Below are 22,436 nucleotides of genomic sequence, written 5' to 3' on the forward strand. Positions count from 1 at the left end.
GAACGCGGACCACGTCCTGCAGCGCACGTTGGGCACGGTTCGCCAAGAGAGAGATCACGCCGTGCGGCGCCGAGGACGCATCACGGCACTGACGACGACCTTCGTGGTCACGGGTGTGCTGGCTGGGGGAGTGTGGCTGGGACACGGCTCCGAGGCCGCTGACGCGGTCCTGCGGGGCACCTCGTCCGAGGGGGCGCATCTGGCCGTGGCGGTCACCGACACCGAGGGCGGGCTGCGGCTCGTCGCGACGGTCGACGGCGTGCCGGACGGGAAGGCCTGCTGGCTGGTCGTGCACACGAAGGACGGCCGGACGTTCACCGCCGGCTCCTGGCGTGCGGACGAGGGCGAGGTCACGCTGGCAGGGTCGGCGATGGTCCGCGCGGCGGACGTGTCCGGGGTGAGCGTGGTCGACCACGACCGGCAGCCGCTGATCACGGCGGGCTGACCTCGGCGTTCCTGACCGCACGGGCGGATCTCCCACGCCACCCGGCCGGTGTGGGAGACCCCGGGGCGGAACCCCGGTCTGTCGCCGCCGCACCGCACAGGGCAGGCTGGTGCCGTGGCACCGACCAGACCGACGACCGTCGTCGTCGCGGTGCTCGCGGTGATCGTCGTCGTGGCCGCCGGGGTCGTGCTCCTGGGCGGCACCTCGAACGGCACGCCCGGCGCCGACATGTTCGTGAGCGAGCTCGACCACGAGTGGACCGAGCCGGACACCCCCGGCGTGGTGATCCGCTGCGGCACCAACGAGAAGCGCCACCTCAACGCCGACAACCCGGTCGTGTCGCCCGGCATCCCGTTCGGCGCGCACCACACCCACGAGTACGTGGGCAACGAGTCGGCCGACGCGATGTCGACGAACGCCTCTCTCGCGCAGGCCTCGTCCACGTGCGAGGAGGACGACCGCTCGACCTACTACTGGCCGGTGCTGCGGCTCACCGACGGAACGGGTCACGACGCGCACGCCGACGGCGGTGGCCTGCACGGCAACACCGGCGAGGTGCTGCCCCCGGCGAGCGTGGAGGTCCGCTACGACGGCAGCCCGGTCAGCGACGTGCTGCCGATGCCGCGGTTCCTGCGCCTGATCACCGGTGACCCGACCGCGTTCACCACCGGCTACGGCCCGAACGCGCGGGCCAGGTGGGGCTGCGCCGACCAGCCGGACCGGTACACGACGAAGTACCCGCTGTGCGCGCCGGGCGTGCGGACCCTGCGCACCTACGACTTCCCGAGCTGCTGGGACGGCAACAACACCGACAGCGCCTCGCACCGCACGCACGTGGTGTTCGCGCCGGCCGGGGGCGCGTGCCCGCCCAAGACGTTCCCCGTTCCGCGCCTGCACGTCACCGTCGGCTACGAGATCCCCGCGGGCCGCCCGTTCGCGATCGACAGCTTCGCCGAGGAGCTGCGCGACCCGGCGACCGACCACGGCATGTTCATCAACGTCATGCCCGACGCGGCGATGCGGGAGCTGGCCGCGCACCTGAACCGGATGCGGTGAGCCGCGGCACCGCCACCGCTACCATCCGCCTCACTTTCGTCGGAACTCCGTTGAACCGAAGCCCGTGCCCGCTCGTGTGTCGGCTGAGGTCTTGGAACAGGACGCCCACACGAGGTGTTCGTGGGCGGGGAGGAGTGGGTGGATGGCGGCTTTGTTCTCCCGCAAACGGGAGACAGCGGCCGACGAGGCACTGATCCGGTCGCTCTACGAGGAGCACGGTCGGGCGCTGCTGGCGTACGCGACGCGGTTGACCGGCGACCGGGCGGCGGCCGAGGACGTGGTCCAGGAGACCCTCGTCCGCGCGTGGCGCCACCCCGACGCCCTCGTGAACGGCAAGGGATCGGTGCGCGGCTGGCTGTTGACCGTCGCGCGCAACATCGTCACCGACCGGGTGCGCGCGAAGGCGGCGCGCCCGCAGGAGGTGGCCGAGTCGCCGGCCACGCCCCCGGTCGAGCGCGACCACGCGGACCAGGTGGTCGACTCGGTGGTGGTGCTCGAAGCGCTCGACCGGTTGTCGTCCGACCACCGGGACGTGCTGATGGAGATCTACTTCCGCGGCCGCAGCGTCACGGAGGCGGCACAGGCCCTGGGGGTGCCACCGGGAACGGTGAAGTCCAGGTCGTATTACGCGTTGCGGGCCCTGAGGGAGACGTTCGGCGGTCAGCAGGTCGCACTGAAGGGGGTGGCCGGATGACCACGCAGCACGATCCGCAGCTGCTCGGTGCCTACGTCCTCGGAGCACTCGACGAGCAGGAGGTGCGCGAGGTGGAACAGCACCTGGCGTCCTGCCCCGGCTGCACCCGTGAGCTGGAGGACCTCCGCGCCATGGAGGCCTTCCTCGGCGAGGTGCCACCGGAGGCGATGCTCGACGGCCCGCCGGAGGGCGGAGATCTGGTGTTGCAGCGCACCTTGCGCCAGGTGCGCTCGGAACGCGGCGGTGTCGCCCGCCGTCGTCAGATCACCCTGGGAGCCGCCGCCGCGGTGGTGGCCGCCCTGGTCCTGGGTGCCGGTGTCTTCGTCGGCAAGGCCACCTCGCCCGGCGGCGACGGCGGCATCGCCCAGCCGACCCAGAGCGTCGCCCCCGACCCGGCGGGCACGAAGCTCGCCACGGCCACCGACGCGGTGACCGGTGCGTCGATGACCGTGAAGGTCGTCCCGGCCACCGGCTGGGTGCGGACCAACTTCGCGATCGCGGGCATCCCCGAGGGCGAGAAGTGCCGCATCTTCGTGGTGGCCAAGGACGGCACCCGGCAGGAGGCGGGCTCCTGGCTCGTCTCGAAGAAGGGTGCGGCCGAGGGCACGAACCTCGACGGGTCCGCGCTGGTCGCGCCGAACGACGTCAAGTCCGTCGTCGTCGAGAACACCGCGGGCAAGAAGTTCGTCGAGGTGCCGGTCCAGGCCTGACGGAGCGCTGGTGCAGGGGCCGTTCCCGTTCGCGGGAACGGCCCCTGCTTCACGGCTTGAGCACCACTTTGCCCACGGTGGCACGGGACTCCAGCGCCTCGTGCGCCCGTGCCGCGTCCTTGAGCACGAACGGCGGGTTGACCGCGGGCACGAACCGCCCGCTCGCCAGCCCGGCCATCGACTCGTCCTCCAGCGCCCGCAGCCCGCGCCGCAGCAGCCCCGGCCCCAGCGCGACCACCGCGGTCAGCGACTTCGGGTACAGGTTGTCGACGCTGGTGTCGGTGGCCGTCCCGGACGCCCAGCCGTAGATGATCGTGCGCCCGCCGACGCCGAGCGTCCTCAGCGCCGCCGTGCCGACCTCGCCGCCGACGCCGTCGAGCACGACGGTGATGTCCTTGAGCGCGTCGCCCCAGCCGGGCCGGGTGTAGTCGATGGCGGCGTCGGCGCCGTTGGCCATCACGTGGTCGAGCTTCGTGCCCGACGCGAGCCCGATCACCTGGGCGCCGATGGCGCGCGCCTCCTGCACGAACAACGTGCCCATGCCGCCCGCCGCGGACGTCACCAGGACCACGTCGTCCGCCGTCAGCCGGGCCACGTCCAGCACGCCGACCACCGTGCGGCCGGTGCCGATCATCGCGACGGCCGCCTCGAACGAGACGTCGTCGGGCACCGGGTGCAGCGCCTCCACCGCGGCGACGGCGAGCTCGGCGTACCCGCCACCGCCCATGCCGAGGTGGGTCACGACCCGGCGCCCGACCCAGTCGCTCGTCACCCCGGCACCGACCGCGGTGACGACGCCCGCGACCTCGCGCCCCGGGGTCGTCGGGAAGTCGACGGGCCCGAACCCGCCCTTGCGGATGATGGTGTCGACGAAGTGGACGCCGGCGGCGGCCACGGTGACGCGCACCTGACCGGGACCGGGCTCCGGGTCGGGCACCTCCTCGAAGCGCAGGTTCTCCGCCGGACCGAACTCGTGCTGCCGAATCGCGAACATGGCACGAACGCTAGGAGCCTCCAGCTAAGTGGAGGTCAACAGCGCGTCAGTGCGCGATCATCACGTGCTTCACGCGCGTGTAGTCCTCCAGGCTGTGCACCGACAGGTCCTTGCCGTAACCGGAAGCCCCGAACCCGCCGTGCGGCATCTCCGAGGCCACCAGCCCGTGCGTGTTCACCCACACGATGCCGAAGTCGAGCCGGGCGCTCACCGCGGTGGCACGGCCGACGTCCCGCGTCCACACGGACGACGCCAGCCCCTGCGGGACGCCGTTGGCCAGCGCCACGGCCTCGTCGTCGGAGGTGAACGGCTGCACGGTGATCACCGGCGCGAACGCCTCCTCCTGGACGAGCTCGTCGTCCTGGGACAGGCCGGACACCACCGTGGGCTCCAGGTGGAACCCGGCAGAGCCGTGCCGCTTTCCTCCACAGTGGACCGTCCCGGTGGTCCGGGAGAGCAGCCCGAGCACGCGGTCGAGCTGGGCCTGCGAGTTCAGCGGTCCGAAGTCCGTTCCGGGCACCTGTGCCGAGGCGGCCCGCACCAACGCCGTGACGAGCTCGTCGTGCACCGCGGTGTGCACCAGCACGCGGGACGCGGCGGTGCAGTCCTGCCCGGCGTTGTAGAACGCCGCTGCCACAACGCCTTCCGCCGTCGCGGTGACGTCCACGTCGTCGAAGACGAGCACCGGCGCGTTGCCGCCGAGCTCCAGGTGCAGGCGCTTCACCGTCGTGGCCGCGGACCGGGCCACCTCGACGCCGGCGCGGGTGGAGCCGGTCAGCGACACCATCGCCGGGACCGGGTGCTCGACCAGCAGCCGGCCGGTGTCGCGGTCGCCCAGGACGACGTTGAACACGCCCGGCGGCAGCACCTGTGCGGCCAGCGACGCGAGCAGCACCGTGGACGACGGGGTGGTGTCGGCGGGCTTGAGGACCACCGTGTTGCCCGCGGCCAGCGCCGGGGCGATCTTCCACACGGCCATCATCAGCGGGTAGTTCCACGGGGTGATCTGCGCGATCACCCCGACCGGCTCGCGGCGCTGGTAGGAGGTGTGGCCCGGCAGGTACTCGCCGGCCGCGGCGGTGCCCAGCGCACGGGCAGCGCCCGCGAAGAAGCGGAGCTGGTCGGCGCACTGGGGGACCTCCTCGTCCAGCAGCACCGAGCGGATCTTGCCGGTCTCGCGGACCTCGGCGTCGGCGAGGGCGTCCGCGTTCGCCTCGACCAGGTCGGCGAGCTCCAGCAGGGCCCGCTGGCGGTCCGCCGGGGTGGTGCGCGACCAGCCGGGGAACGCGGCGGCGGCAGCAGCGACGGCGGCGTCGACCTCGGCGGCGCGGGAGACGGCGGCGCGGCCGGTCTCCAGGCCCGTCGCGGGGTCGACGAGCGGCGAGGTGGCCGCGGCCGGGACGGAGGTGCCGTTGACGAGGTTCGCGACGATCACGGGTGCTCCAGGTGCGTGGGGGCGAACATGCGCAGCACGGCGGGCAGGACCACCACGTGCGGTCCGCCGTCCGCGAAGGCCTTGGCGAGGTCCTCCCGCAGCGTCCCGGGGGTGCTGCGGGTGGCGGGCACGCCGAACGACGCGGCCAGCGCGACGAAGTCCGGGCGGGCCAGCTCGGTGCCGGTGGCCTGGCCGAAGGCGTCGGTCATGTACTCGCGCAGGATGCCGTAGCCGCCGTCGTCGACGATCAGCCACACCACGCGCGACCCGTGCTGGGCGGCGACCGCCAGCTCGGAGATGCCGTACATGGCACCGCCGTCGCCGGAGACCGCGAGCACCGGTCCGCCGCCCGCCGCTGCGACCCCGAGTGCGGCGGGGAAGCCGTAGCCGAGGCCGCCCGCGCCCTGGGCGGAGAGCTGCGCACCACCGCGCGGGTCCCAGGCCGACCAGGCCCAGTAGCCGAGGATCGTCATGTCCCAGCAGGTCGGGGTGCCGTCGGGCACGGCGGCGCGCACCGCGTGCAGCACCTCCAGCTCCAGGTCGAGGTCCTGACCGCGCAAGCGTTCGCGCACCCAGGACAGCAGCTCGGCGACGCGGCGCTCGGCAACGCCGTCGGCGGCCCTGGCCGTGACACCGGAGACCAACGCGCGCAGGGCGAGGCGTGCGTCGGCGTGGATGCCCAGCGCGGGGTAGTTCGCCTCCAGCTTGCCGAGGTCCGCCTCGACCTGGACCACCGTGCCGCGCGGCCGGAACGTGCGGTAGTTGCTGGACAGCTCGCCGAGGCCGGAGCCGGCCACCAGCAGCACGTCCGCGTCGGCCAGGAACTCCGTGGTGTGCCGGTCCTCCAGCCACGACTGCGCCGACAGCGGGTGCTCCCACGGGAAGTTGCCCTTGCCGCCGAACGTGCTGACGACCGGCGCGCGCAGCTTCTCGGCCAGCTCCACCAGCTCCGGCCCGGACGCTCCACCGCCGGCCAGGATCACCGGCCGTTCAGCACCGTCCAGCAACCGCACCGCTTCCGCGACCAGCTCCGGCCGCGGGGGCAGCGCGCGCGGCGACCACGACACCGACGTCACCGGCGGAACCCCGGCCGGTCCGAGCAGCACGTCCTGCGGGATCTCCAGCCACACGGGCCCGTGCGGTGCCGTCAGCGCGATCTCCCACGCTTCGGTCAACGCCGACGGGATCTGCGACGCACGCCGGACAACGCGCGCGTGCTTCACGATGTGGCGGAATGACGCCAGCTGGTCCGTCAGCTCGTGCAGGTACCCGCCGCGCACGCCACCAAGGCCCGCCAGCGGGATCTGCGACGAGATGCCGAGCACGGGCGCCGATGCGGCCGCTGACTCCTGCAGACCGGCCAACGTCTGCAGGGCACCCGGCCCGGTCGACACGAGCAACGGCGTCACGGACCTCGTGATCCGCGCGTGGCCGTCGGCGGCGAACGCGGCGTTGACCTCGGTCCGGCTGCCGACGTACCGCAGCTTCGAGCGCCGCACCGCGTCGAACAGGCCGAGGGCGTGCTGGCCGGGGATGCCGAAGACGGTGCTCGCGCCCAGCGCTTCGAGCGTTTCGACGACGACATCACTGCCGGTGCGGGTGATCACACGTCCTCCTTCAACGACATCAGCGACACCAGGTCGTAGGCCACCGTGTGCACTGTCTGCCACAGACGCGATGGTCGCGTGGTGATCACGTGCTCTCCTTCAAGGACATCAGCGACACCAGGTCGTAGGCCACCGTGTGCACTGTCTGCCACAGACGCGATGGTCGCGTGGTGATCACGCGCTCTCCTTCAACGACATCAGCGACACCAGGTCGTAAGCCACGTGCGAGGCTGCCACAGACGTGATGTCCGCGTGGTCGTAGGCCGGGGCGACCTCGACCACGTCCGCGCCGACCAGGTTCAGCCCCCGCAGCCCGCGCAGGACCTCCAGCAGCTCCCGCGACGTCATCCCGCCCGCCTCGGGCGTCCCGGTGCCGGGTGCGTGCGCCGGGTCCAGCACGTCGATGTCGATCGACACGTACACGGGTCGTGCCCCGATGCGGTGCCGCAGCGCGTCGACCGTCTCGTCGACACCGCGCCGCAGGACGTCCGACGACGTGATGATGCCGAACCCGAGCCGCCGGTCGTCCTCCAGGTCCTTCTTGCCGTACAACGGCCCGCGCGTGCCGACGTGGGAGATCGCCTCGGTGTCGAGGACCCCTTCCTCGACCGCGCGGCGGAACGGCGTCCCGTGCGTGTAGGGCTCGCCGAAGTACGTGTCCCAGGTGTCGAGGTGCGCGTCGAAGTGCAGCAGCGCAACGGGTCCGTGGATGCGCGACACCGCCCGCAGCAACGGCAGCGCGATCGTGTGGTCACCGCCGATGGTCACCAGCCGGGTGCCCTCGGCCTGCAACGCCGAGGCCGCACCCTCGATCGTCTCGATCGCCGCGCCGATGTGGAACGGGTTGACCGCGATGTCCCCGCCGTCCGCGACCTGCACGCGTTCGAACGGCGACACGTCCAGGCCGGGGTGGTAGGGTCGCAGCAGCCGGGACGCCTCCCGCACCGCCGCCGGGGCGAACCGCGCGCCCGGCCGGTAGGAGACACCGCTGTCGAACGGGACCCCGACCACCGCGACGTCCGCGTGCGCCACCTGGTCCAGGCGCGGCAGCCGGGCGAAGGTCGCCGGGCCCGCGTACCGGGGGACCTGCGAGGAGTCGACGGGGCCGATCATGGCTTCACCAGTTCCTTCCCTGCTGCGCGTCCTGCCACCCACCGGAGATCCCGAGCACGTGAGCGGCGATCACCGCGTGGTCGAGGTCCACTGCCGGAACTCCTCGGGTTGCAACAGTAGGAACGCGGGCTGGCGCCGGTAAGCGGTTGCTCTGCACAATCCCGGGCTTGTGGTTGTGCAAACCGTCCCGTTGCGGGCGCTCGTGGCGCGTGCCGAGCTCGGGCTGACCGTCCTGTGCGGATCGTCCGGGCTGGACCGGCCGGTCCGCTGGGCGCACGTGTCCGAGCTGGCCGACCCGGCGCCGTACCTGGTCGGCGAGGAGCTGCTGCTCACGGCCGGGGTGCGGTTCCCAGGCGACGTGCCCGCCTACGTGGCCGGGCTGGTGTCCTCCGGTGTCACCGCGATCGGGTTCGGCGTCGAACCGGAGTTCCCGGCGGTGCCGCCGTCGCTGGTGCGAGCCTGTGCGGACCAGGGGATGCCGCTGCTGGCCGTGCCGCCGTCGACGCCGTTCCTGGCCGTGTCGCGGGCGCTGGGCGCGTTGCTCGCGGAGATCGCCGTGCGGGAGCAGCGGATGCTGGCCGAGGGCCAGCGCGCGCTCACCCGTGCCGCGACCCGCGTGCGGCCGGTGGAGTCGGTGCTGGCCGTGCTCGCCACCGTGCTGGGGTGCCGCGCCGAGCTGGTGGACCCCGCGACCGCACCGGACGACGTGGCGTCCCTCGTGGACCGGGTCGCGTCGGGCACCGGCCCCCGTTCGGCCTCCACCAGGGTGGGTGACGACCACGTGACGCTCGACCCGGTCGAGGCCGCGGTGCTCGTGGTGCGCAGATCGGTCGCGCTCTCGCCGGCCGAACGGGCCGTCGTCGCCGTCGCGCTCGCGTTGCTGGGGCTGCTGCGCCGCGACGTCGAGGGGGAGCGCGGGCGGATCGCGCGCCTCGCGGCGGCGGCCCTGCTGCGCGCGGAGGCCACCGGCGTGGAGGACGTGCTGGGGCCTGGCCCGCACCGGGTGGTGGCGGGGCGGTCGCGGGAGGACCACGACGTGCTGGCCCGGCGGTACGGGCCGCTGGTGTCGAAGCTCGGGGACGGGTTCCTCGCGCTGGTGCCGGCCGGGTTCGCGGTGTCCGGTCCGGTCGGCGTCTCCTCGCCGGTGCCCGCCGGCGTGCCGTCCGCCGCGGCCTTCGGTGCCGCCGCGGCCGAGGCCTCGGGGCTGCTGGCACGCGCAGTGGCGACCGGTTCCCCCGCCCTGCCCGCGTCCGATCTGACGTCCCTGCTGGACCCGGCGGTGGCGGCCGCGTTCGCCCGCAGGGAGCTGGCGGCGCTGCTCGGAAGGCCGGAGCTGGTCGAGACGCTGAGGGCCTGGCTGGGCCGGCACGGCAGCTGGGACCGCACCGCCGAGGTGCTCGGCGTGCACCGCAACAGCGTCCGGCACCGCATCGCCCACGTCGAACGGCTGCTCGGCCGCGACCTCGGGTCAGCCGACGCGCGGGCCGCGCTGTGGCTCGCGCTGACGTGGCTCGATTAATTCCTTTGCGGCGCCGTCAGGTGGTCGGTCATGATTGTTGCATGATCCGAGCAGATGAATGGACCGGAGCTCCGGCCAAGCTGTGAGCAGCTGAAACGCCTTCTACGAATTACCTTCGAGCATTTCTTTTAATGCTCGTCCTCGGCGTGTTCGTCCAGTGGTCAGGACGTCGGACTCTCAATCCGGAAACACGGGTTCGATTCCCGTGCGCGCTACGTGGCCCGGTCTCCGTGGGGTGGACCGGGCCCGCCGTCAACCGGGTGAATGTCAGACGGACCCAAAGAATCTTCGAAAACTTCGCCCGAATGGTCTAGGCGCCAGTTACGCTCTGCGAATGGCTGCGGTCCCCGCCTTCGCGCGTTACGAGGTCGACGTACGTCGGCCGAACGCCGCGCGGATCCACGACTACTACCTGGGTGGCGCGCACAACTACGCCGCCGACCGCGCGTTCGCCAAGCAGGCGGTCCGGATCGACCCGGAGCTGCCGCTCGTCACCAGGGCCCACCGGCTCTTCCTGCGCCACGCCGTCCGGCACTGCTGGGAGTCCGGCGTCCGCCAGTTCCTCGACCTGGGCTCCGGCATCCCGACGTGCGGCGCGACGCACCAGACGCTGCCCGACGCCCGCGTGGTCTACGTCGACTCCGACCAGGTGACCGCCACGTTCGCCCGCGGCCTGCTGCGCGGCGAGCCGCGGGCGTGCGCGATCCAGGCCGACCTGCGCCGGCCGGAGCAGGTGCTGCGGCACCCCGGCGTGCTGTCCCACCTGGACCTGCGCGAGCCCTACGCCGTGCTGATGGTGGACGTCCTGCGCTACGTCGACGACGCCACCGGCCCCGGCCGGGTCGTCCGCCGCTATCGGCACGCGCTGCCCGCGGGCGGCTTCCTCGTCGTCTCCCACCCGCAGCCGGTCGAGGCGCTGCTGGACGGGCTGGAGGTCGAGGCGCCGTGCGTGGTCCCCGGCGCGTACGCGGGCATCGGGCGCAAGCCGCAGGCGGTGCCCGGCCGTATCTGACGACCCGTGCTGTCCTCTTTGAGTACGTGCGAGTCGGCATCGACGTTGACGACGCGGCGATCGACGGGCAGGACGCGCTGCTCGCCGCGCGCACCGGAGCCGTTGCACCTCAGCCGCGTCACGCGGGGCCCACCACCGAGGAGACCGCCGCATGAACCCGACCGATCCTCCCACCGGCACCGAGCTGTGGGCCGTCCTGCACGTCGACGAGTTCCAGTTCCGGCTCGTCAAACCGTGGAACCTCGACACCCTCGCCGCCGCGCTGCGCAACGCCGCCGCACGCGGTTCGCAGGTCGAGGTCCGCGTCCACACCGACCTCGACGCCGAGGCGACCGTGCTGGTCAACCCCGCGCGTGCGCGCGTCGTGCACGTCGCCAAGCGCAACGTCGTGGTGCCGCGCAACGGGGTGCCCGGCGTGGCCGCGCACGGTTTGGCCGAGGTGATGGCGGGGTAGTTCTCCGGCGACCAAGTACGGAGCCTGGAGGGCGTCATGACCCACCGCGTCACTGTCAAGGTCGCCGGTCTGCAACCGGTGCAGGTGCTGGCGGCGCTCGCCGGCATCGCGTTCATCGTGTTCGGCGTCGTGGGCTTCACCCGCACGGGGATCGGCGACTGGACCGCGCACTCGTTCGTGCTCGGGTTCTCCGTGAACGCGCTGCACAACCTGGTGCACGTGGTCGTCGGCGTGCTCGGCCTGGTGATGGCACTCGGTTCCGGCCTCGCCCGGCTGTACGGGTGGCTGCTCTTCCTCGGTTACGGCGCCCTGTTCGTGTGGGGCCTGATGATCACCGGGATCGTCGCGCAGAACCCCGTGTCCGCGGCCGGCAACCCGTTGGCGCTCAACACGAACGACAACTGGCTGCACCTCGGCCTCGCCCTGTTCGGCCTGCTGCTCGCGGTCATGCCCGCCCGCCGCAAGCTGATCGAGGAGGAGCCCGAGCTGCCGGAGCCGCGCGAGGCGCACGACAACCGCCACGACCACGTCCCCGGCACGGTTGCGCACGACCACCTCGGCGACGACCACCGGATCGAGCCCGTCGACCCGGCCGTCAGCCCGCGCACGCAGGAGCAGCCCATCACGAAGGAGCAGGCCGTGGTGGACCCGAAGACCGACCGCGTGGACCGCGACAAGATCTCCGACCGGATCAAGCACTAGCCACAACTCCCATCCGGGCGGACGGACTCCCACACGCACTGTCCGGAACCGACGCGCCGTGAGCAGCCCACATGCGGCTCTCACGGCGCGTCTGTTTCGATGTCGCGATGCTCTCGGACGAACTGCTCACGCACGAGGTCCTGATCACGTGGGGCACCGCGCTGGCCGCGTTCCTGGCCGTGGCCCCGTCCGCGGTCTGGCGCCTCACCCGCAACGTCATCACCATCGCCCACGAAGGCGGCCACGCACTGGTCGCGGTGCTCACCGGCCGCCGCCTCAGCGGCATCAAGCTGCACTCCGACACCAGCGGCCTCACCGTCTCCCGCGGCAAACCCCGCGGCCCCGGCATGGTCTTCACCGCACTGGCCGGCTACACCGCCCCATCACTGCTCGGGTTCGGCGCGGCCCTGCTCATCACCAACGACCAGATCCGCCTGATGCTCTGGATCACCATCGCGTTCCTCGCGGCGATGCTCATCATGATCCGCAACGTCTTCGGCGTGCTGTCCGTCGTGGTCACCGGCGGCGCGTTCTTCTTCATCTCCTTCTACGCCCCACCCGAGGTGCGCGACACCGCCGCGTACGTGTTCGCGTGGTTCCTGCTGCTCGGCGGGGTGCGCCCGGTGTGGGAGCTGCAGGTCAAGCGCTGGCGGCGGCAGGCTCCGCGTTCCGACGCGGACGTGCTGGCGTGGCTGACCGGCGTGCCGGCGCTCGGGTGGGTGACGGTGTTCGGGGCGGTGAGCCTGGCGGCGCTGGTCGGGGGCGGGGCGCTGCTGCTCGGGCGGTGGTGACGCGCGGGCAGCCGGAAGCCTCGGTGCCCTTCTCGTTTGCGGCGGGTGAAATACTGGGAGGCAAAGCCGCGGTCGAAAGGTGGGTTCAGTGCTGCGTGGGGATGTCGGGCTCGAGCTGGGCCAGCGGGTGGCGCGGGCGTTGCGCGCCGCTCTGGACGTGGACATCACCGCGGAGGAAGCGCTGATCCGACCGTCCAACCGAGACGGTGCCGACTACCAGTGCAACGTGGCCATGAGCCTCGCCAAGAAGGTCGGCCGCAACCCCCGCGAGGTGGCGCAGCTGATCGTCGAGCACCTCGACTCGGCCGACGCCGTGGAGACGCCGGAGATCGCCGGGCCGGGGTTCATCAACCTGCGGCTCACCCGCGGGTGGCTGGAGCAGCAGGTCGCGGGTCTGAAGGGGGACGACCGGCTCGGGGTGCCGGTCGTGGAGGAGCCGCGGCGGATCGCGATCGACTACAGCAGCCCGAACGTGGCCAAGGAGATGCACGTCGGCCACGTCCGGTCGACCGTCATCGGGGACGCGTTGTCGCGGCTGCTGGCGTTCGCGGGCCACGAGGTGATCCCGCACAACCACCTGGGCGACTGGGGCACGCCGTTCGGCATGCTGATCGAGCACCTCGTGGACCTCGGGTTCGACGACGAGTTCGAGATCAGCGACCTCAACGGCTTCTACCAGGCAGCGCGGGTCAAGTTCGACAGCGACCCGGCGTTCGCCGACCGGTCGCGGCGGCGGGTCGTGCTGCTGCAAGGCGGGGACGAGGCGACGCTGACGCTGTGGCGGGAGCTCGTCGCGGAGTCGCAGCGGCACTTCGACCACATCTACGACGTGCTCGGCATCAAGCTCACCGCCGCCGACACCTACGGCGAGAGCTTTTACAACCCGTTCCTCGCGGACACGATCACCGAGCTGCGGCAGAAGGGGCTCGTCGAGGAGTCCGACGGCGCGCTGTGCGTGTTCCCGCCCGGCTTCAAGGGGCGCGAGGGCGACCGGCAGCCGTTGATCGTGCGCAAGAGCGACGGCGGGTACGGGTACGCGACCACCGACTTCGCGACCGTGCGGTACTGGGTGCGCGAGCGCGAGGTCGACCAGCTGATCTACGTCGTCGGCGCGCCGCAGGCGCTGCACTTCCAGATGATCTTCGCGACGTCCCGGCAGGCCGGGTGGCTGGACGACGCGCACACGGCGGTGCACACGCCGTTCGGCACGATCCTGGGCGAGGACGGCAAGACCATCCGCACCCGCGCCGGCGGCACGATCAAGCTCGTCGACCTGCTGACCGAAGCCGTGCAGCACGCCGAGAAGGCCATCCCGGAGACGTCCGAAGTGGAGGGTGCGGAACGCGAGGAGCTCGCCCGCGTCCTCGGCATCGGCGCGGTGAAGTACGCCGACCTGCACAACGACCGCGAGAAGGACTACGTCTTCTCGTGGGAGAAGATGCTGGCCAAGACCGGCGACACGTCCGTGTACGTGCAGTACGCCAACGCGCGCACGCACTCCATCGCGCGCAAGGTCGGTCGTACGGCCCCGCAGGACGCCGCCATCACGCTCGCCGAACAGGCCGAACGCGACCTGGCACTGAAGCTGTTGCAGCTGCCCACGGCGGTCAGGGCGGCCATCGAGGACCTGGCGCCGCACAAGCTGACGGCCTACCTGTTCGACACGGCCACGGCGCTGTCCACGTTCTACGAGACCTGCTCGGTAATGAAGGCGGAGACGCAGGAGCTGCAGGACTCGCGCCTGCACCTGCTCGCCCTCACGAGCCGCGTGCTCACCCTGGGTCTCGACCTGCTCGGAATTTCCGCCCCCGAGCGGTTGTGACCTGGGCCGAACAGGTTTACCGCCGCACGAGCAGAGGTACGCAGTGATCGCAACTCTTCCGCCCCAGCCTTAGGGAGTCGCGATGACCTGCACGACCCGCCTGCCCAAACCGGTCACCGACGTGTGGGACTGGCAGATGGAGGGGCTGTGCCGCGGCCAGAACAGCGCCATCTTCTTCCACCCCGACAACGAGCGCGGGTACGCCAGGGCAGCGCGTGAGGAGAAGGCCAAGGCCATCTGCTCGCACTGCCCGGTGCTCGCGCAGTGCCGTGCGCACGCCCTCGAGTCCCAGGAGCCCTACGGCGTGTGGGGTGGCATGGGCGAGGACGAACGCCGTCAGATCATCTCGGCGGCCCGCCGCCGTGTCCGCGCCGCCTAGCTTCGCCGCGACCGCAAGTCTGCTTTGCGTCTTCCGGGGCAAGTGATGACGAAACCCCGCGCCCTCGTTTCGGAACGAGGACGCGGGGCCGTGGGAACAACAGCTGTAACCGGTCATTCCTCCAGGACGTCGCGCAGCTGCCGCAGCGTCTTCGCCAGCAGCCGCGACACGTGCATCTGCGAGATGCCGACCTTCTGCGCGATCTGCGTCTGGGTCATGTTGCCGAAGAACCGCATGATCACGATCTTGCGCTCGCGCTCGGGCAGCTTCTGCAGCAGCGGGTGCAACGCCTCCCGCTGCTCGATCATCGCGATCTCCGGGTCCTCCTCGCCGATCGTGTTCCCGAGGGAGATCGACGAGTCGTCCGACATCAGCATGTCGTCCAGGGACGCGCTCTGGTAGGCGTTGCCGGCCGCCAGCCCCTCGTGGACCTCTTCGCGGCTCAGGCCCAGGTGCTCGGCCAGCTCGGACGGCGTCGGCGCGCGACCCAGCGACTGCGACAGCCGCGAGGTGCCCGCGTTGATCGCGAGGTGCAGCTCCTTGAGCCGCCGCGGCATCCGCACCGACCACGACGAGTCGCGGAAGTACTTCCGCACCTCACCCATGATCGTGGGCACCGCGAACGACAGGAAGTCGCTGCCGCGCTCGGGGTCGAACCGGTCGACCGCGTTGATCAGGCCGACCGTCGCCACCTGCACGAGGTCCTCGTGCGGCTCACCGCGGTGGCCGAACCGGCGCGCGATGTGCTGGGCGACCGGGAGGTGCTCGGTGACGAGCCGGTCCCGCAACGTGTCGCGCTTCGGGCCGGCGGGCGTCGCGGCGAGCTCGGCGAACAACGGCGCCAGGTGGTCGTAGTCGCCACCCTTGCCGCTCGTCGACCCGGTCGAGGACTCGGCGGCCTCGGCCGGCTCGGTCGTGGCCGCCGTGCCCTGCGCGTTCTCAGCGGTCTCCGAGGCCGTGGCGGTCGCCTCTTCGGAGCCGGTCACTCATCCACCGCCCCTGCCGAGGACTTCACGAGGTCGATGTGGACCACGAACCCCTCGGTCTCGGCGGCGTCGTCCTTCACGGAAGTCTCCACCGAGTCCACCAGCGCGGTCAGCACGCGCCAGCCGAAGCTGCCCTCGTCCGGGCCCGCTGCCGCCTTGGCCGACACCTTCGCGCTCACCCGGACCGCACCCGCGGCGTCGACCGCGAAGTGGCAGCTCAGGACCGCGTCGTCGGCGGCGAGCGTGATCAACGTGGAGCACGTCTCGTCGACCGCGAGCTTGAGGTCCTCGATCGCGTCGAGGTCGAAGTCCTGCCGCATCGCGATGTCCGCGGCGACCGCGCGCGCGATGGAGAGCTGCGTCGGGTCCACTGCCATCCGCAGTTCGACCCCTGACAATTGCGTCACACCCACCTCGTAGTCCGTTCTGCTCTGAAGGCTCTCTGGGCCGGCATGTCACTGCCTTACCCGAACCGATCTCATTTCACACGTGTACTGACCCCGTGCCCAGGGAAATCACCTGCTGGAGGCAGGAGATCAAGGGGAGGAGAGTCGTGCTGGTGCGAGAGGACTTCCTGGCCCTCCGCTTCCCCGCGGACGCACACGAGGTCGGGCCCGTTCGGCACCGGCTGCGTGACTGGTTGCGAGGCGGCGGGTTCACCGACGACGAGGCCGACGACCTCGTCCTCGCGGTGAGCGAAGCGGTCAACAACTCCGTCGAGCACGCCTACCCCGGTTCCGAGCACGGCACGGTCGAGGTGCGCGCCCGCATCGAGAGCGACGGCACGACCGTGGTGGACGTCATCGACCACGGCCGGTGGCGCGTGCCACCACCCGCGCTCACCACGCGCGGCAGGGGACTCCTGCTCATGCGGGAGAGCGTGGACGACGTCGAGATCCACCGCTCGCCGAACGGCACCACCGTGCGGCTGCGCAGGACCCGGTCGCCCGTGCCCGCGACGTACGACACCGCACCCGACTGCCACGTGCATGCCTACGAGACCTCCTCGGGCGTGGTGGCGGTGGTCCGCGGTGACGCGCCCGCCGAAGCGGGACCGTCGTTGCGGCGGAGGCTGGTCACCGCCGCGCGCGGCGGCACCGTGCCGCTGACCGTCGACCTGAGCGGTCTCGGCCCGCGGCGCGAAGGCATCGCGCACGCACTGGCCGAGGTCGCGTCGGCGCTGGCCGCGGCGGGCAACCGGCTCACCGTGGTGCCGGAAGCCCCGCAAGCCCCCTGAGCCCGATGGGTCTCGGCTCAGGCCGGCACGTGCAGTCGTCGTAGTCGTCCCGGGCCGGGTTCGTCCCGGGTCAGGTGGTCTCAGCTCAGGGCGGCGTCCACCGAGTCGTGCACGGCGAGCACCTCGCCCAGCCCGGTGGCCTCCAGCGGACGCGTCACCGCGCGCTTGGTCGCCACGACCTTCAGGGTCGCGTTGCGCTGGGGGGCCAGCCGCGCCGCCTCGACGAGCACGGCGAGTCCGGCGGAACCCAGGAACGTCACGCCGGTCATGTCCACCACGAAGGTGCCACCGTCGGTGAGGCCGTTCACGAGGGCGTCGCGCAGCGTCGGCGCGGACACCATGTCCACCTCGCCGGACACGGCGAGCACCGTGACGCCGTCGGACGGCTGCCGGGCCGACAGCTCAATGGTCTGCGGGTCCTGCACAGTCACCGATCTTCTCCCTACTCGGACCACGGGGAGCCGCCACAGCAGCGGTCCCCACCACGCGGCTGCTGGCTCAACCGCTGCGACATCACCGTACGGGAGAGGTCGCTCGACAGGACAGGTCGCCGCTTCCGTACCCCGGTCGCCGAAGACTCAAACCTGCAACTCCGCCCAAAGTTCGCGAGCGGTGTCATAGGCGGTCCGCGGCGGCACCGTGACGTCCTCACCAGTGTCCTCCAGGTCCCCGCCGACCACGAGCACCAGGGCCGCCGCGACGTCGCGGAGCTTCACGTTCGCGTGCTGGCTGGTCCGCACGAGCAGCTCGAACGCCTCGCCCGGCCGGCATCCCCGCGCACCCACCAGCAGCCCCTTGGCCTGCTCGATGTAGCGCCGGTGCTGCACCATCCGCACCATCTGGTCGGCCCGCAGGACCTCGCCGGCGCAGAACTGCACCACCGCGGCCGCCGTCGCGAGCAGCGGCTCGATCTCCTCGACCACCTTCAGGTCCTCGATGCCAGCCGGGTGGTCCAGGTAGACCGTCAGCACTATCGGTCCGCTGTCACCCCAGCTCCCCGGCACCGCCACCACGTGGTGACCGTCCAGCTCGGCGGTCACCTGCCGCTCGTCGCGGGAGGCGTCGACGAGTGGTCCCTCCCCGGCCTCCACCTGCGCCCGGTCCAGTTCCTGCGCCACGCCGACCGCCCGCAGCACCGCCCCGTCGGGCCACACCGACAGGCCCACCCCGCGGCAGCCGTCGAGCTGCGCGCCGAGGTGGTCGAGCAACCGGGAGAGGAGTTCCGGCCCGAATTTCACCTGGTCCACGCGGACACGTTAGGCCGCGCCGATCGGACTGACGAGATGGGTGGTCATCGGCGCACGACGAACGGTTGCGCGAGCAACGACGTGGCCATCCGCCGCGCTTCGGCCCCGAACAGCTCGGCGCGGCATTTGATCCAGTTAACGCTCCGGACCCGGAACGGACACGTGTTCTGAACCACAGTCAGCCAGAATTCGTTCACAGGGATAACGCCGGAGCCCCGGTGGCCGACATCCCTGATGTCACGGAGGGACTGAGATGAGAACCGCCATGGAGACCGAGCCGCAGCCGGCCGAGCAGCTGCCCACCGCGCCGTGCAGCGTGGTGTGGAGCCGGGGTCACGCGTACGTGCTCGAGGGTTTCCGCGCCCGCTGGGTGGGCCGCGACGACCGCGGTCGCCCGTGCTCGCTCACCGGTGCCGAGATGCAGCGCCGCGGCTGGACGTTCACCCGGACGGCCTGAGCTCCCCCCCCACCCCACCGGGCCCCGTCCCCCGACCGGCCGCGCAGCTCCCGCGACCACCCGCACCGCGTGCCGTGACGCCATCCGGCAGCCCGTGCGCGGCCACTCGTTTAGAGTGCGGGTGTGCGTGACCCGGCTGATCGCCTGCTGACGATTCCGAACCTGCTCAGCGTGTTGCGGCTGGCCGGTGTTCCGCTCTTCCTGTACCTGTTGCTCGGACCCCGCGCCGACGGCTGGGCGCTGCTCGTCCTCGTCTTCGCGGGCCTGTCCGACTGGCTGGACGGCAAGCTCGCCCGTTGGCTGAACCAGATGAGCCGGCTGGGCGCGCTGCTCGACCCGGCCGCCGACCGCCTCTACGTGTTCTGCACGCTGCTGGCGTTCGTGGTCAGGGACATCGTGCCGCTGTGGATCGCACTCGTGCTGGTCGGGCGCGAGGTCGTCGTCGGCATCTGCCTGCTGGTCCTGCGGCAGCGCGGCTGGGGCCCGTTCGAGGTCACCTACCTGGGCAAGGCCGCGACCTTCAACCTGCTGTACGCGTTCCCCCTGCTGCTGCTCGCGCAGGGCGACTCGGCGTGGGCGCAGCTCGCACTCCCGTTCGCCTACGCGTTCACCGCGTGGGGTGCAGCGCTGTACCTGTGGTCGGCGCTTTTGTACGTCTACCAGTTCTTCTCGGCCCTGCGGGTCACTCCCGGAAAGGCCGCGTGAAAAGATCACCCCATACAGGTTCAGCACGAGGAGCGCAGTCAGTTGATTCCCGAGGAGCTTCGTTACACCGAGGAACACGAGTGGGTCGCCACAACAGGTGAGAACACCGTGCGCGTCGGCATCACCGACTACGCCCAGGAACAACTCGGTGACGTGGTCTTCGTCCAGCTGCCCGAGGTCGGCCACACCGTCTCGGCCGGCGACACGTTCGGCGAGGTCGAGTCCACCAAGAGCGTGTCGGACCTCTACTCGCCGCTCGACGGTGAGGTCGTCGCGATCAACGACGCCCTGGTGCAGTCGCCGGAGTCCATCAACTCCGACCCGTACGGCGAGGGCTGGATGGTCGAGCTCCGCCTGAACGACCCCGAGGCGGTCGAGGGGCTCTTGGACGCCGACGGGTACAAGGCGTTGGTGGAGAAGGAGTGACGTCGATCTTTCGCCGGATCTTCGGCCGGAAGGGGAGCCGCTCCTCGGGGGGCGACTCGAACGCGATAGGTTTTACCGGAAACGACGGACCCAGCAGCAGGAGGAGAGCTGAGGTGAGCACGAACGACGGCCCAGGCGTTCCGCCGGAGCAGTCCCCGGAGCGGACCTCCGTCTTCCGGGCGGACTTCCTCCAGGAGATGGAAGGCGGCGCCGAGGCGCCCGCACAGGAGCCGGCCGTTGCCGGTGTCGACGCCCTTCCCGCCGGTTCCGCGCTGCTCGTGGTGAAGCGCGGCCCGAACGCCGGTTCGCGGTTCCTGCTGGACCGCGACACGACGAGCGCGGGGCGCCACCCCGACAGCGACATCTTCCTCGACGACGTGACGGTCTCGCGCCGCCACGCCGAGTTCCGCCGGGAGGGCGGCGAGTTCGTCGTGATCGACGTGGGCAGCCTCAACGGCACCTACGTCAACCGCGAGCCGGTCGACCAGGCCGTCCTCGCGAACGGCGACGAGGTCCAGATCGGCAAGTTCCGCCTGGTCTTCCTGACCGGTCCCGGCTCCGCGGGAGCCTGACGGCCTGGGACCGGCCGGTCCCGGGTCTGCGGGATGACGAGCGTCGGGGCGGTGCTCACGCAGCTCCGCCCCGAGTTCCACCGTGCAGTGCTGTTGCCGTCTTCTCCACTGTTTTGCGTCATTGAGCAGTTCGCCGCGCTCCGCGGGAGTTTTCCTGCGTCGAGCCCGAACGCACTCGTGCGCTGACCGCCTTTGCGCGGAACTCCTGCCGGTTCGCCGTGCTTTCCGGGAATCGGCCGGCCTCTTCCGCTCGTTGTACCCGGTGCGGGGAAGAGCGGGTTCGAGCGGCCATCGTCTTGATCACGTTCTGCCCGCAACGATTGAGCACACGGCCCGCTTGGCGGGTAGCGTCGAACGCGTGTGCCGGGGGATGCTCGGAGACGTTCCGGGTACTCCCCAACGAGTCAGAGGGAGGCGAGACCCGATGAGCGAGATGCGTGTCGTGGGCGTCCGGGTGGAGCTGCCCCAGAACCAGCCGATCCTCCTGCTGCGCGAAACCGAGGGTGAGCGGTACCTGCCGATCTGGATCGGCTCGGTCGAGGCCACCGCGATCGCGCTGGAGCAGCAGGGCGTGCGACCGGCCCGCCCGCTCACCCACGACCTGCTCAAGGACGTCATCGGGGCGCTGGGCCGCAACCTCGAACAGGTGCGGATCACCGACCTGCAGGAGGGCACGTTCTTCGCCGAGCTCGTGTTCGACGGCGACGTGCGCGTGTCCGCCCGCCCGTCCGACTCGGTGGCCCTCGCACTGCGCGTCGGCGTGCCGATCCACGCGGAGGAGTCCGTGCTGGCGGAGGCCGGTCTGATCATCCCGGACGAGCAGGAGGACGAGGTCGAGAAGTTCCGCGAGTTCCTCGACTCCGTGTCTCCCGAGGACTTCCGGGGCGCCGACACCTGAGTTCCCCCGACTGTCGCTGACCGTCTTGTTCGGACCCGGCGCCGATCGGTGGGGTGTCCCTCGATCGGACTACTTTCCGCACATCATGGCCGCTAAACAATCACTAAACGTCACCTGAACGTCCTAGTTCGGGTGACGGTGCGGACCCCCGCCTCAGGTTGGGGGCCAACACTCCCCGCGCGTCGCGTTGACCTGCCCTCGGAGCGGTCTTACCGTCGAACTCGAGTGGACGTCGCCGGTCTGCGCGAGTGGACCAGGCGGCTTGACGGCCCCGACTTTCGTGGCCGTTGGCGAGGGGAGGCAGGCGTGGTCGAGGAAGCGCCCTTGCGGGCCGAATCCGGGCAGCAGGGTGAGCTGTTCCCGGACTCCTCGCTGCCGGACGAACTCGTCGGCTACCGGGGACCCGCGGCGTGCCAGATCGCCGGGATCACCTACCGGCAGCTCGACTACTGGGCCAGGACCGGCCTGGTCGCGCCGACGGTGCGGATGGCGCACGGCTCCGGCAGCCAGCGGCTCTACTCCTTCAAGGACATCCTCGTCCTGAAGGTCGTGAAGCGGCTGCTGGACACCGGGGTCTCGCTGCAGAACATCAGGGTCGCCGTCGACCACCTGCGCCGCCGCGGCGTGCAGGACCTGGCGCGGATCACGCTCTTCTCCGACGGCACGACCGTCTACGAGTGCACCTCCCCCGAGGAGGTCGTCGACCTGCTCCAGGGCGGGCAGGGCGTGTTCGGCATCGCGGTGAGCGGTGCGATGCGGGAGATCAGCGGGACCATCCACGAGTTCCCGGCCGAACGTGCGGACGGCGTGGAGATCGCGCCGATGACCGAGGACGAGCTGACCCGCCGCCGCCGGGAGCGCGCCACCGGCTGACCCGCTGTCGCCGGCTCAGCCGGTCCCGTCGCTGAGACGTAGGTCGCGTCGGTGGGGACTGGCGGGCCTGCCTGCGGGTACTCTTCACGGGTAGTCGCTGAACTCAGGCGGGAGAGACCGGGTGCTGCACCCGGCGCCGAAGGAGCAAGTTCCTCCCCGGGAACCTCTCAGGCACCCAGGACCGCGTGAGCGAGACGCCTCTGGAAAGCGGATCTCTCGAGATCCCGCCGACGGTGAAAGCCCGCTCTCGTGGCGGGTGAACCTCTCAGGCGCCCGATGCCGGGTACGGACAGAGCGGGGAG

General features: G+C 71.3%; 27 protein-coding genes, 1 tRNA gene and 1 riboswitch. Of the genes, 20 read left to right on the forward strand and 8 right to left on the reverse strand.

Annotation, left to right across the window (positions count from 1 at the left end; all coding sequences use genetic code 11):
- Nucleotides 1-61 precede the first annotated feature (61 nt).
- The 4 genes from ACVDFE_RS16430 to ACVDFE_RS16445 all read left to right on the forward strand — a co-directional run bounded on the left by ACVDFE_RS16430 (nt 62) and on the right by ACVDFE_RS16445 (nt 2,905).
- The gene (locus ACVDFE_RS16430; RefSeq protein ID WP_360392477.1) at nt 62-445 is read left to right on the forward strand and encodes a hypothetical protein; all 384 of its coding nucleotides are present in this window, start codon (nt 62-64) and stop codon (nt 443-445) included.
- Nucleotides 446-559: 114 nt separating this feature from the next.
- Nucleotides 560-1,501, forward strand: coding sequence for a DUF1996 domain-containing protein (locus tag ACVDFE_RS16435; protein ID WP_458430945.1), 942 nt, complete (start codon nt 560-562; stop codon nt 1,499-1,501).
- Nucleotides 1,502-1,643: 142 nt separating this feature from the next.
- Nucleotides 1,644-2,195, forward strand: coding sequence for a sigma-70 family RNA polymerase sigma factor (locus ACVDFE_RS16440; protein ID WP_360392473.1), 552 nt, complete (start codon nt 1,644-1,646; stop codon nt 2,193-2,195).
- A complete protein-coding gene (locus ACVDFE_RS16445; RefSeq protein ID WP_360392470.1) occupies nt 2,192-2,905 on the forward strand; it encodes an anti-sigma factor family protein in 714 nt (237 codons plus the stop codon). Before ACVDFE_RS16440 ends, ACVDFE_RS16445 begins: the two co-directional genes overlap by 4 nt.
- A gap of 49 nt (nt 2,906-2,954) precedes the next feature.
- Here ACVDFE_RS16445 and ACVDFE_RS16450 read toward each other — a convergent pair whose 3' ends face one another.
- The 4 genes from ACVDFE_RS16450 to speB all read right to left on the reverse strand — a co-directional run bounded on the left by ACVDFE_RS16450 (nt 2,955) and on the right by speB (nt 8,054).
- Entirely contained in the window at nt 2,955-3,899 is a 945-nt protein-coding gene (locus ACVDFE_RS16450) for a zinc-binding dehydrogenase (RefSeq protein ID WP_458430946.1), read from the reverse strand.
- A gap of 46 nt (nt 3,900-3,945) precedes the next feature.
- On the reverse strand, nt 3,946-5,334 hold the full coding sequence (locus ACVDFE_RS16455) for an aminobutyraldehyde dehydrogenase (protein ID WP_458430947.1): 1,389 nt from the start codon (nt 5,332-5,334) through the stop codon (nt 3,946-3,948).
- Entirely contained in the window at nt 5,331-6,938 is a 1,608-nt protein-coding gene (locus ACVDFE_RS16460) for a thiamine pyrophosphate-binding protein (protein ID WP_458434347.1), read from the reverse strand. Before ACVDFE_RS16460 ends, ACVDFE_RS16455 begins: the two co-directional genes overlap by 4 nt.
- Nucleotides 6,939-7,115: 177 nt before the next feature.
- On the reverse strand, nt 7,116-8,054 hold the full coding sequence (speB, locus tag ACVDFE_RS16465) for an agmatinase (protein ID WP_458430948.1): 939 nt from the start codon (nt 8,052-8,054) through the stop codon (nt 7,116-7,118).
- 169 nt (nt 8,055-8,223) lie between these two features.
- On the opposite strand from speB, the gene ACVDFE_RS16470 reads away from it, so the two are divergent.
- The 9 genes from ACVDFE_RS16470 (at nt 8,224) to ACVDFE_RS16510 (ending at nt 14,733) form a co-directional block, all read left to right on the forward strand.
- The gene (locus tag ACVDFE_RS16470; protein WP_458430949.1) at nt 8,224-9,573 is read left to right on the forward strand and encodes a PucR family transcriptional regulator; all 1,350 of its coding nucleotides are present in this window, start codon (nt 8,224-8,226) and stop codon (nt 9,571-9,573) included.
- Nucleotides 9,574-9,716: 143 nt separating this feature from the next.
- Nucleotides 9,717-9,788: transfer RNA gene (locus ACVDFE_RS16475), tRNA-Glu, on the forward strand.
- Nucleotides 9,789-9,907: 119 nt separating this feature from the next.
- Nucleotides 9,908-10,585 carry an SAM-dependent methyltransferase gene (locus tag ACVDFE_RS16480; RefSeq protein ID WP_360392455.1) on the forward strand — a complete coding sequence of 226 codons (678 nt, stop codon included), beginning with the start codon at nt 9,908-9,910 and terminating at the stop codon, nt 10,583-10,585.
- A gap of 26 nt (nt 10,586-10,611) precedes the next feature.
- Nucleotides 10,612-10,740 carry a hypothetical protein gene (locus tag ACVDFE_RS16485; protein ID WP_360392453.1) on the forward strand — a complete coding sequence of 43 codons (129 nt, stop codon included), beginning with the start codon at nt 10,612-10,614 and terminating at the stop codon, nt 10,738-10,740.
- A complete protein-coding gene (locus tag ACVDFE_RS16490) occupies nt 10,737-11,039 on the forward strand; it encodes a hypothetical protein (protein WP_458430950.1) in 303 nt (100 codons plus the stop codon). Before ACVDFE_RS16485 ends, ACVDFE_RS16490 begins: the two co-directional genes overlap by 4 nt.
- Before the next feature lie 36 nt (nt 11,040-11,075).
- Entirely contained in the window at nt 11,076-11,741 is a 666-nt protein-coding gene (locus ACVDFE_RS16495; RefSeq protein WP_458430951.1) for a DUF4383 domain-containing protein, read from the forward strand.
- 107 nt (nt 11,742-11,848) lie between these two features.
- Nucleotides 11,849-12,532: a M50 family metallopeptidase gene (locus ACVDFE_RS16500; RefSeq protein ID WP_360392445.1), complete on the forward strand. Its 684-nt coding sequence runs from the start codon at nt 11,849-11,851 to the stop codon at nt 12,530-12,532.
- Nucleotides 12,533-12,620: 88 nt separating this feature from the next.
- Nucleotides 12,621-14,354 (forward strand): arginine--tRNA ligase, encoded by a 1,734-nt coding sequence (gene argS / locus ACVDFE_RS16505; protein WP_458430952.1) that lies wholly within the window; start codon nt 12,621-12,623, stop codon nt 14,352-14,354.
- An 82-nt stretch (nt 14,355-14,436) separates the two neighbouring features.
- Nucleotides 14,437-14,733, forward strand: a complete 297-nt coding sequence (locus ACVDFE_RS16510; protein WP_360392440.1) for a WhiB family transcriptional regulator — start codon at nt 14,437-14,439, stop codon at nt 14,731-14,733.
- A 113-nt stretch (nt 14,734-14,846) separates the two neighbouring features.
- Here the strand turns inward: ACVDFE_RS16510 and ACVDFE_RS16515 are convergent, their stop codons facing one another.
- Both ACVDFE_RS16515 and ACVDFE_RS16520 read right to left on the reverse strand, forming a co-directional pair.
- The gene (locus ACVDFE_RS16515; RefSeq protein ID WP_360392696.1) at nt 14,847-15,578 is read right to left on the reverse strand and encodes a SigB/SigF/SigG family RNA polymerase sigma factor; all 732 of its coding nucleotides are present in this window, start codon (nt 15,576-15,578) and stop codon (nt 14,847-14,849) included.
- Between the two features lie 137 nt (nt 15,579-15,715).
- The gene (locus ACVDFE_RS16520; RefSeq protein ID WP_458430953.1) at nt 15,716-16,126 is read right to left on the reverse strand and encodes an ATP-binding protein; all 411 of its coding nucleotides are present in this window, start codon (nt 16,124-16,126) and stop codon (nt 15,716-15,718) included.
- A gap of 146 nt (nt 16,127-16,272) precedes the next feature.
- Between ACVDFE_RS16520 and ACVDFE_RS16525 the strand changes: the two genes are divergently transcribed.
- Nucleotides 16,273-16,956: an ATP-binding protein gene (locus tag ACVDFE_RS16525; RefSeq protein ID WP_360392435.1), complete on the forward strand. Its 684-nt coding sequence runs from the start codon at nt 16,273-16,275 to the stop codon at nt 16,954-16,956.
- An 80-nt stretch (nt 16,957-17,036) separates the two neighbouring features.
- On the opposite strand, the gene ACVDFE_RS16530 is transcribed toward ACVDFE_RS16525, so the two are convergent.
- Nucleotides 17,037-17,387: an STAS domain-containing protein gene (locus ACVDFE_RS16530; RefSeq protein WP_360392432.1), complete on the reverse strand. Its 351-nt coding sequence runs from the start codon at nt 17,385-17,387 to the stop codon at nt 17,037-17,039.
- Between the two features lie 147 nt (nt 17,388-17,534).
- Nucleotides 17,535-18,203, reverse strand: a complete 669-nt coding sequence (locus ACVDFE_RS16535) for an ANTAR domain-containing protein (RefSeq protein WP_458430954.1) — start codon at nt 18,201-18,203, stop codon at nt 17,535-17,537.
- Nucleotides 18,204-18,456: 253 nt separating this feature from the next.
- Here ACVDFE_RS16535 and ACVDFE_RS16540 point away from each other — a divergent pair, with 253 nt between their 5' ends.
- The 6 genes from ACVDFE_RS16540 (at nt 18,457) to ACVDFE_RS16565 (ending at nt 22,134) form a co-directional block, all read left to right on the forward strand.
- Nucleotides 18,457-18,660, forward strand: a complete 204-nt coding sequence (locus tag ACVDFE_RS16540; protein ID WP_360392427.1) for a hypothetical protein — start codon at nt 18,457-18,459, stop codon at nt 18,658-18,660.
- 123 nt (nt 18,661-18,783) lie between these two features.
- Nucleotides 18,784-19,365, forward strand: coding sequence for a CDP-alcohol phosphatidyltransferase family protein (locus ACVDFE_RS16545; RefSeq protein WP_360392425.1), 582 nt, complete (start codon nt 18,784-18,786; stop codon nt 19,363-19,365).
- Between the two features lie 42 nt (nt 19,366-19,407).
- Nucleotides 19,408-19,791, forward strand: a complete 384-nt coding sequence (gene gcvH, locus ACVDFE_RS16550) for a glycine cleavage system protein GcvH (RefSeq protein WP_360392422.1) — start codon at nt 19,408-19,410, stop codon at nt 19,789-19,791.
- A gap of 113 nt (nt 19,792-19,904) precedes the next feature.
- A complete protein-coding gene (gene garA, locus ACVDFE_RS16555) occupies nt 19,905-20,363 on the forward strand; it encodes a glycogen accumulation regulator GarA (protein ID WP_360392419.1) in 459 nt (152 codons plus the stop codon).
- Nucleotides 20,364-20,787: 424 nt separating this feature from the next.
- Nucleotides 20,788-21,261 (forward strand): bifunctional nuclease family protein, encoded by a 474-nt coding sequence (locus ACVDFE_RS16560; RefSeq protein ID WP_030468959.1) that lies wholly within the window; start codon nt 20,788-20,790, stop codon nt 21,259-21,261.
- 306 nt (nt 21,262-21,567) lie between these two features.
- Entirely contained in the window at nt 21,568-22,134 is a 567-nt protein-coding gene (locus ACVDFE_RS16565) for a MerR family transcriptional regulator (protein WP_360392417.1), read from the forward strand.
- Between the two features lie 98 nt (nt 22,135-22,232).
- A riboswitch (glycine riboswitch) is annotated at nt 22,233-22,328 on the forward strand.
- Nucleotides 22,329-22,436: the final 108 nt, after the last annotated feature.

Source organism: Lentzea chajnantorensis (genome assembly GCF_054300775.1).

Excerpts from the sequence above, each read along its gene's own strand:
- ACVDFE_RS16500 (WP_360392445.1), top strand. The coding sequence starts at position 11,849 with ATGCTCTCGGACGAACTGCTCACGCACGAGGTCCTGATCACGTGGGGC.
- ACVDFE_RS16450 (WP_458430946.1), bottom strand. The coding sequence starts at position 3,899 with ATGTTCGCGATTCGGCAGCACGAGTTCGGTCCGGCGGAGAACCTGCGC.
- ACVDFE_RS16440 (WP_360392473.1), top strand. The coding sequence starts at position 1,644 with ATGGCGGCTTTGTTCTCCCGCAAACGGGAGACAGCGGCCGACGAGGCA.
- speB (WP_458430948.1), bottom strand. The coding sequence starts at position 8,054 with ATGATCGGCCCCGTCGACTCCTCGCAGGTCCCCCGGTACGCGGGCCCG.
- ACVDFE_RS16510 (WP_360392440.1), top strand. The coding sequence starts at position 14,437 with ATGACCTGCACGACCCGCCTGCCCAAACCGGTCACCGACGTGTGGGAC.
- ACVDFE_RS16480 (WP_360392455.1), top strand. The coding sequence starts at position 9,908 with ATGGCTGCGGTCCCCGCCTTCGCGCGTTACGAGGTCGACGTACGTCGG.
- ACVDFE_RS16490 (WP_458430950.1), top strand. The coding sequence starts at position 10,737 with ATGAACCCGACCGATCCTCCCACCGGCACCGAGCTGTGGGCCGTCCTG.
- ACVDFE_RS16560 (WP_030468959.1), top strand. The coding sequence starts at position 20,788 with ATGAGCGAGATGCGTGTCGTGGGCGTCCGGGTGGAGCTGCCCCAGAAC.
- ACVDFE_RS16495 (WP_458430951.1), top strand. The coding sequence starts at position 11,076 with ATGACCCACCGCGTCACTGTCAAGGTCGCCGGTCTGCAACCGGTGCAG.
- ACVDFE_RS16540 (WP_360392427.1), top strand. The coding sequence starts at position 18,457 with ATGAGAACCGCCATGGAGACCGAGCCGCAGCCGGCCGAGCAGCTGCCC.
- ACVDFE_RS16445 (WP_360392470.1), top strand. The coding sequence starts at position 2,192 with ATGACCACGCAGCACGATCCGCAGCTGCTCGGTGCCTACGTCCTCGGA.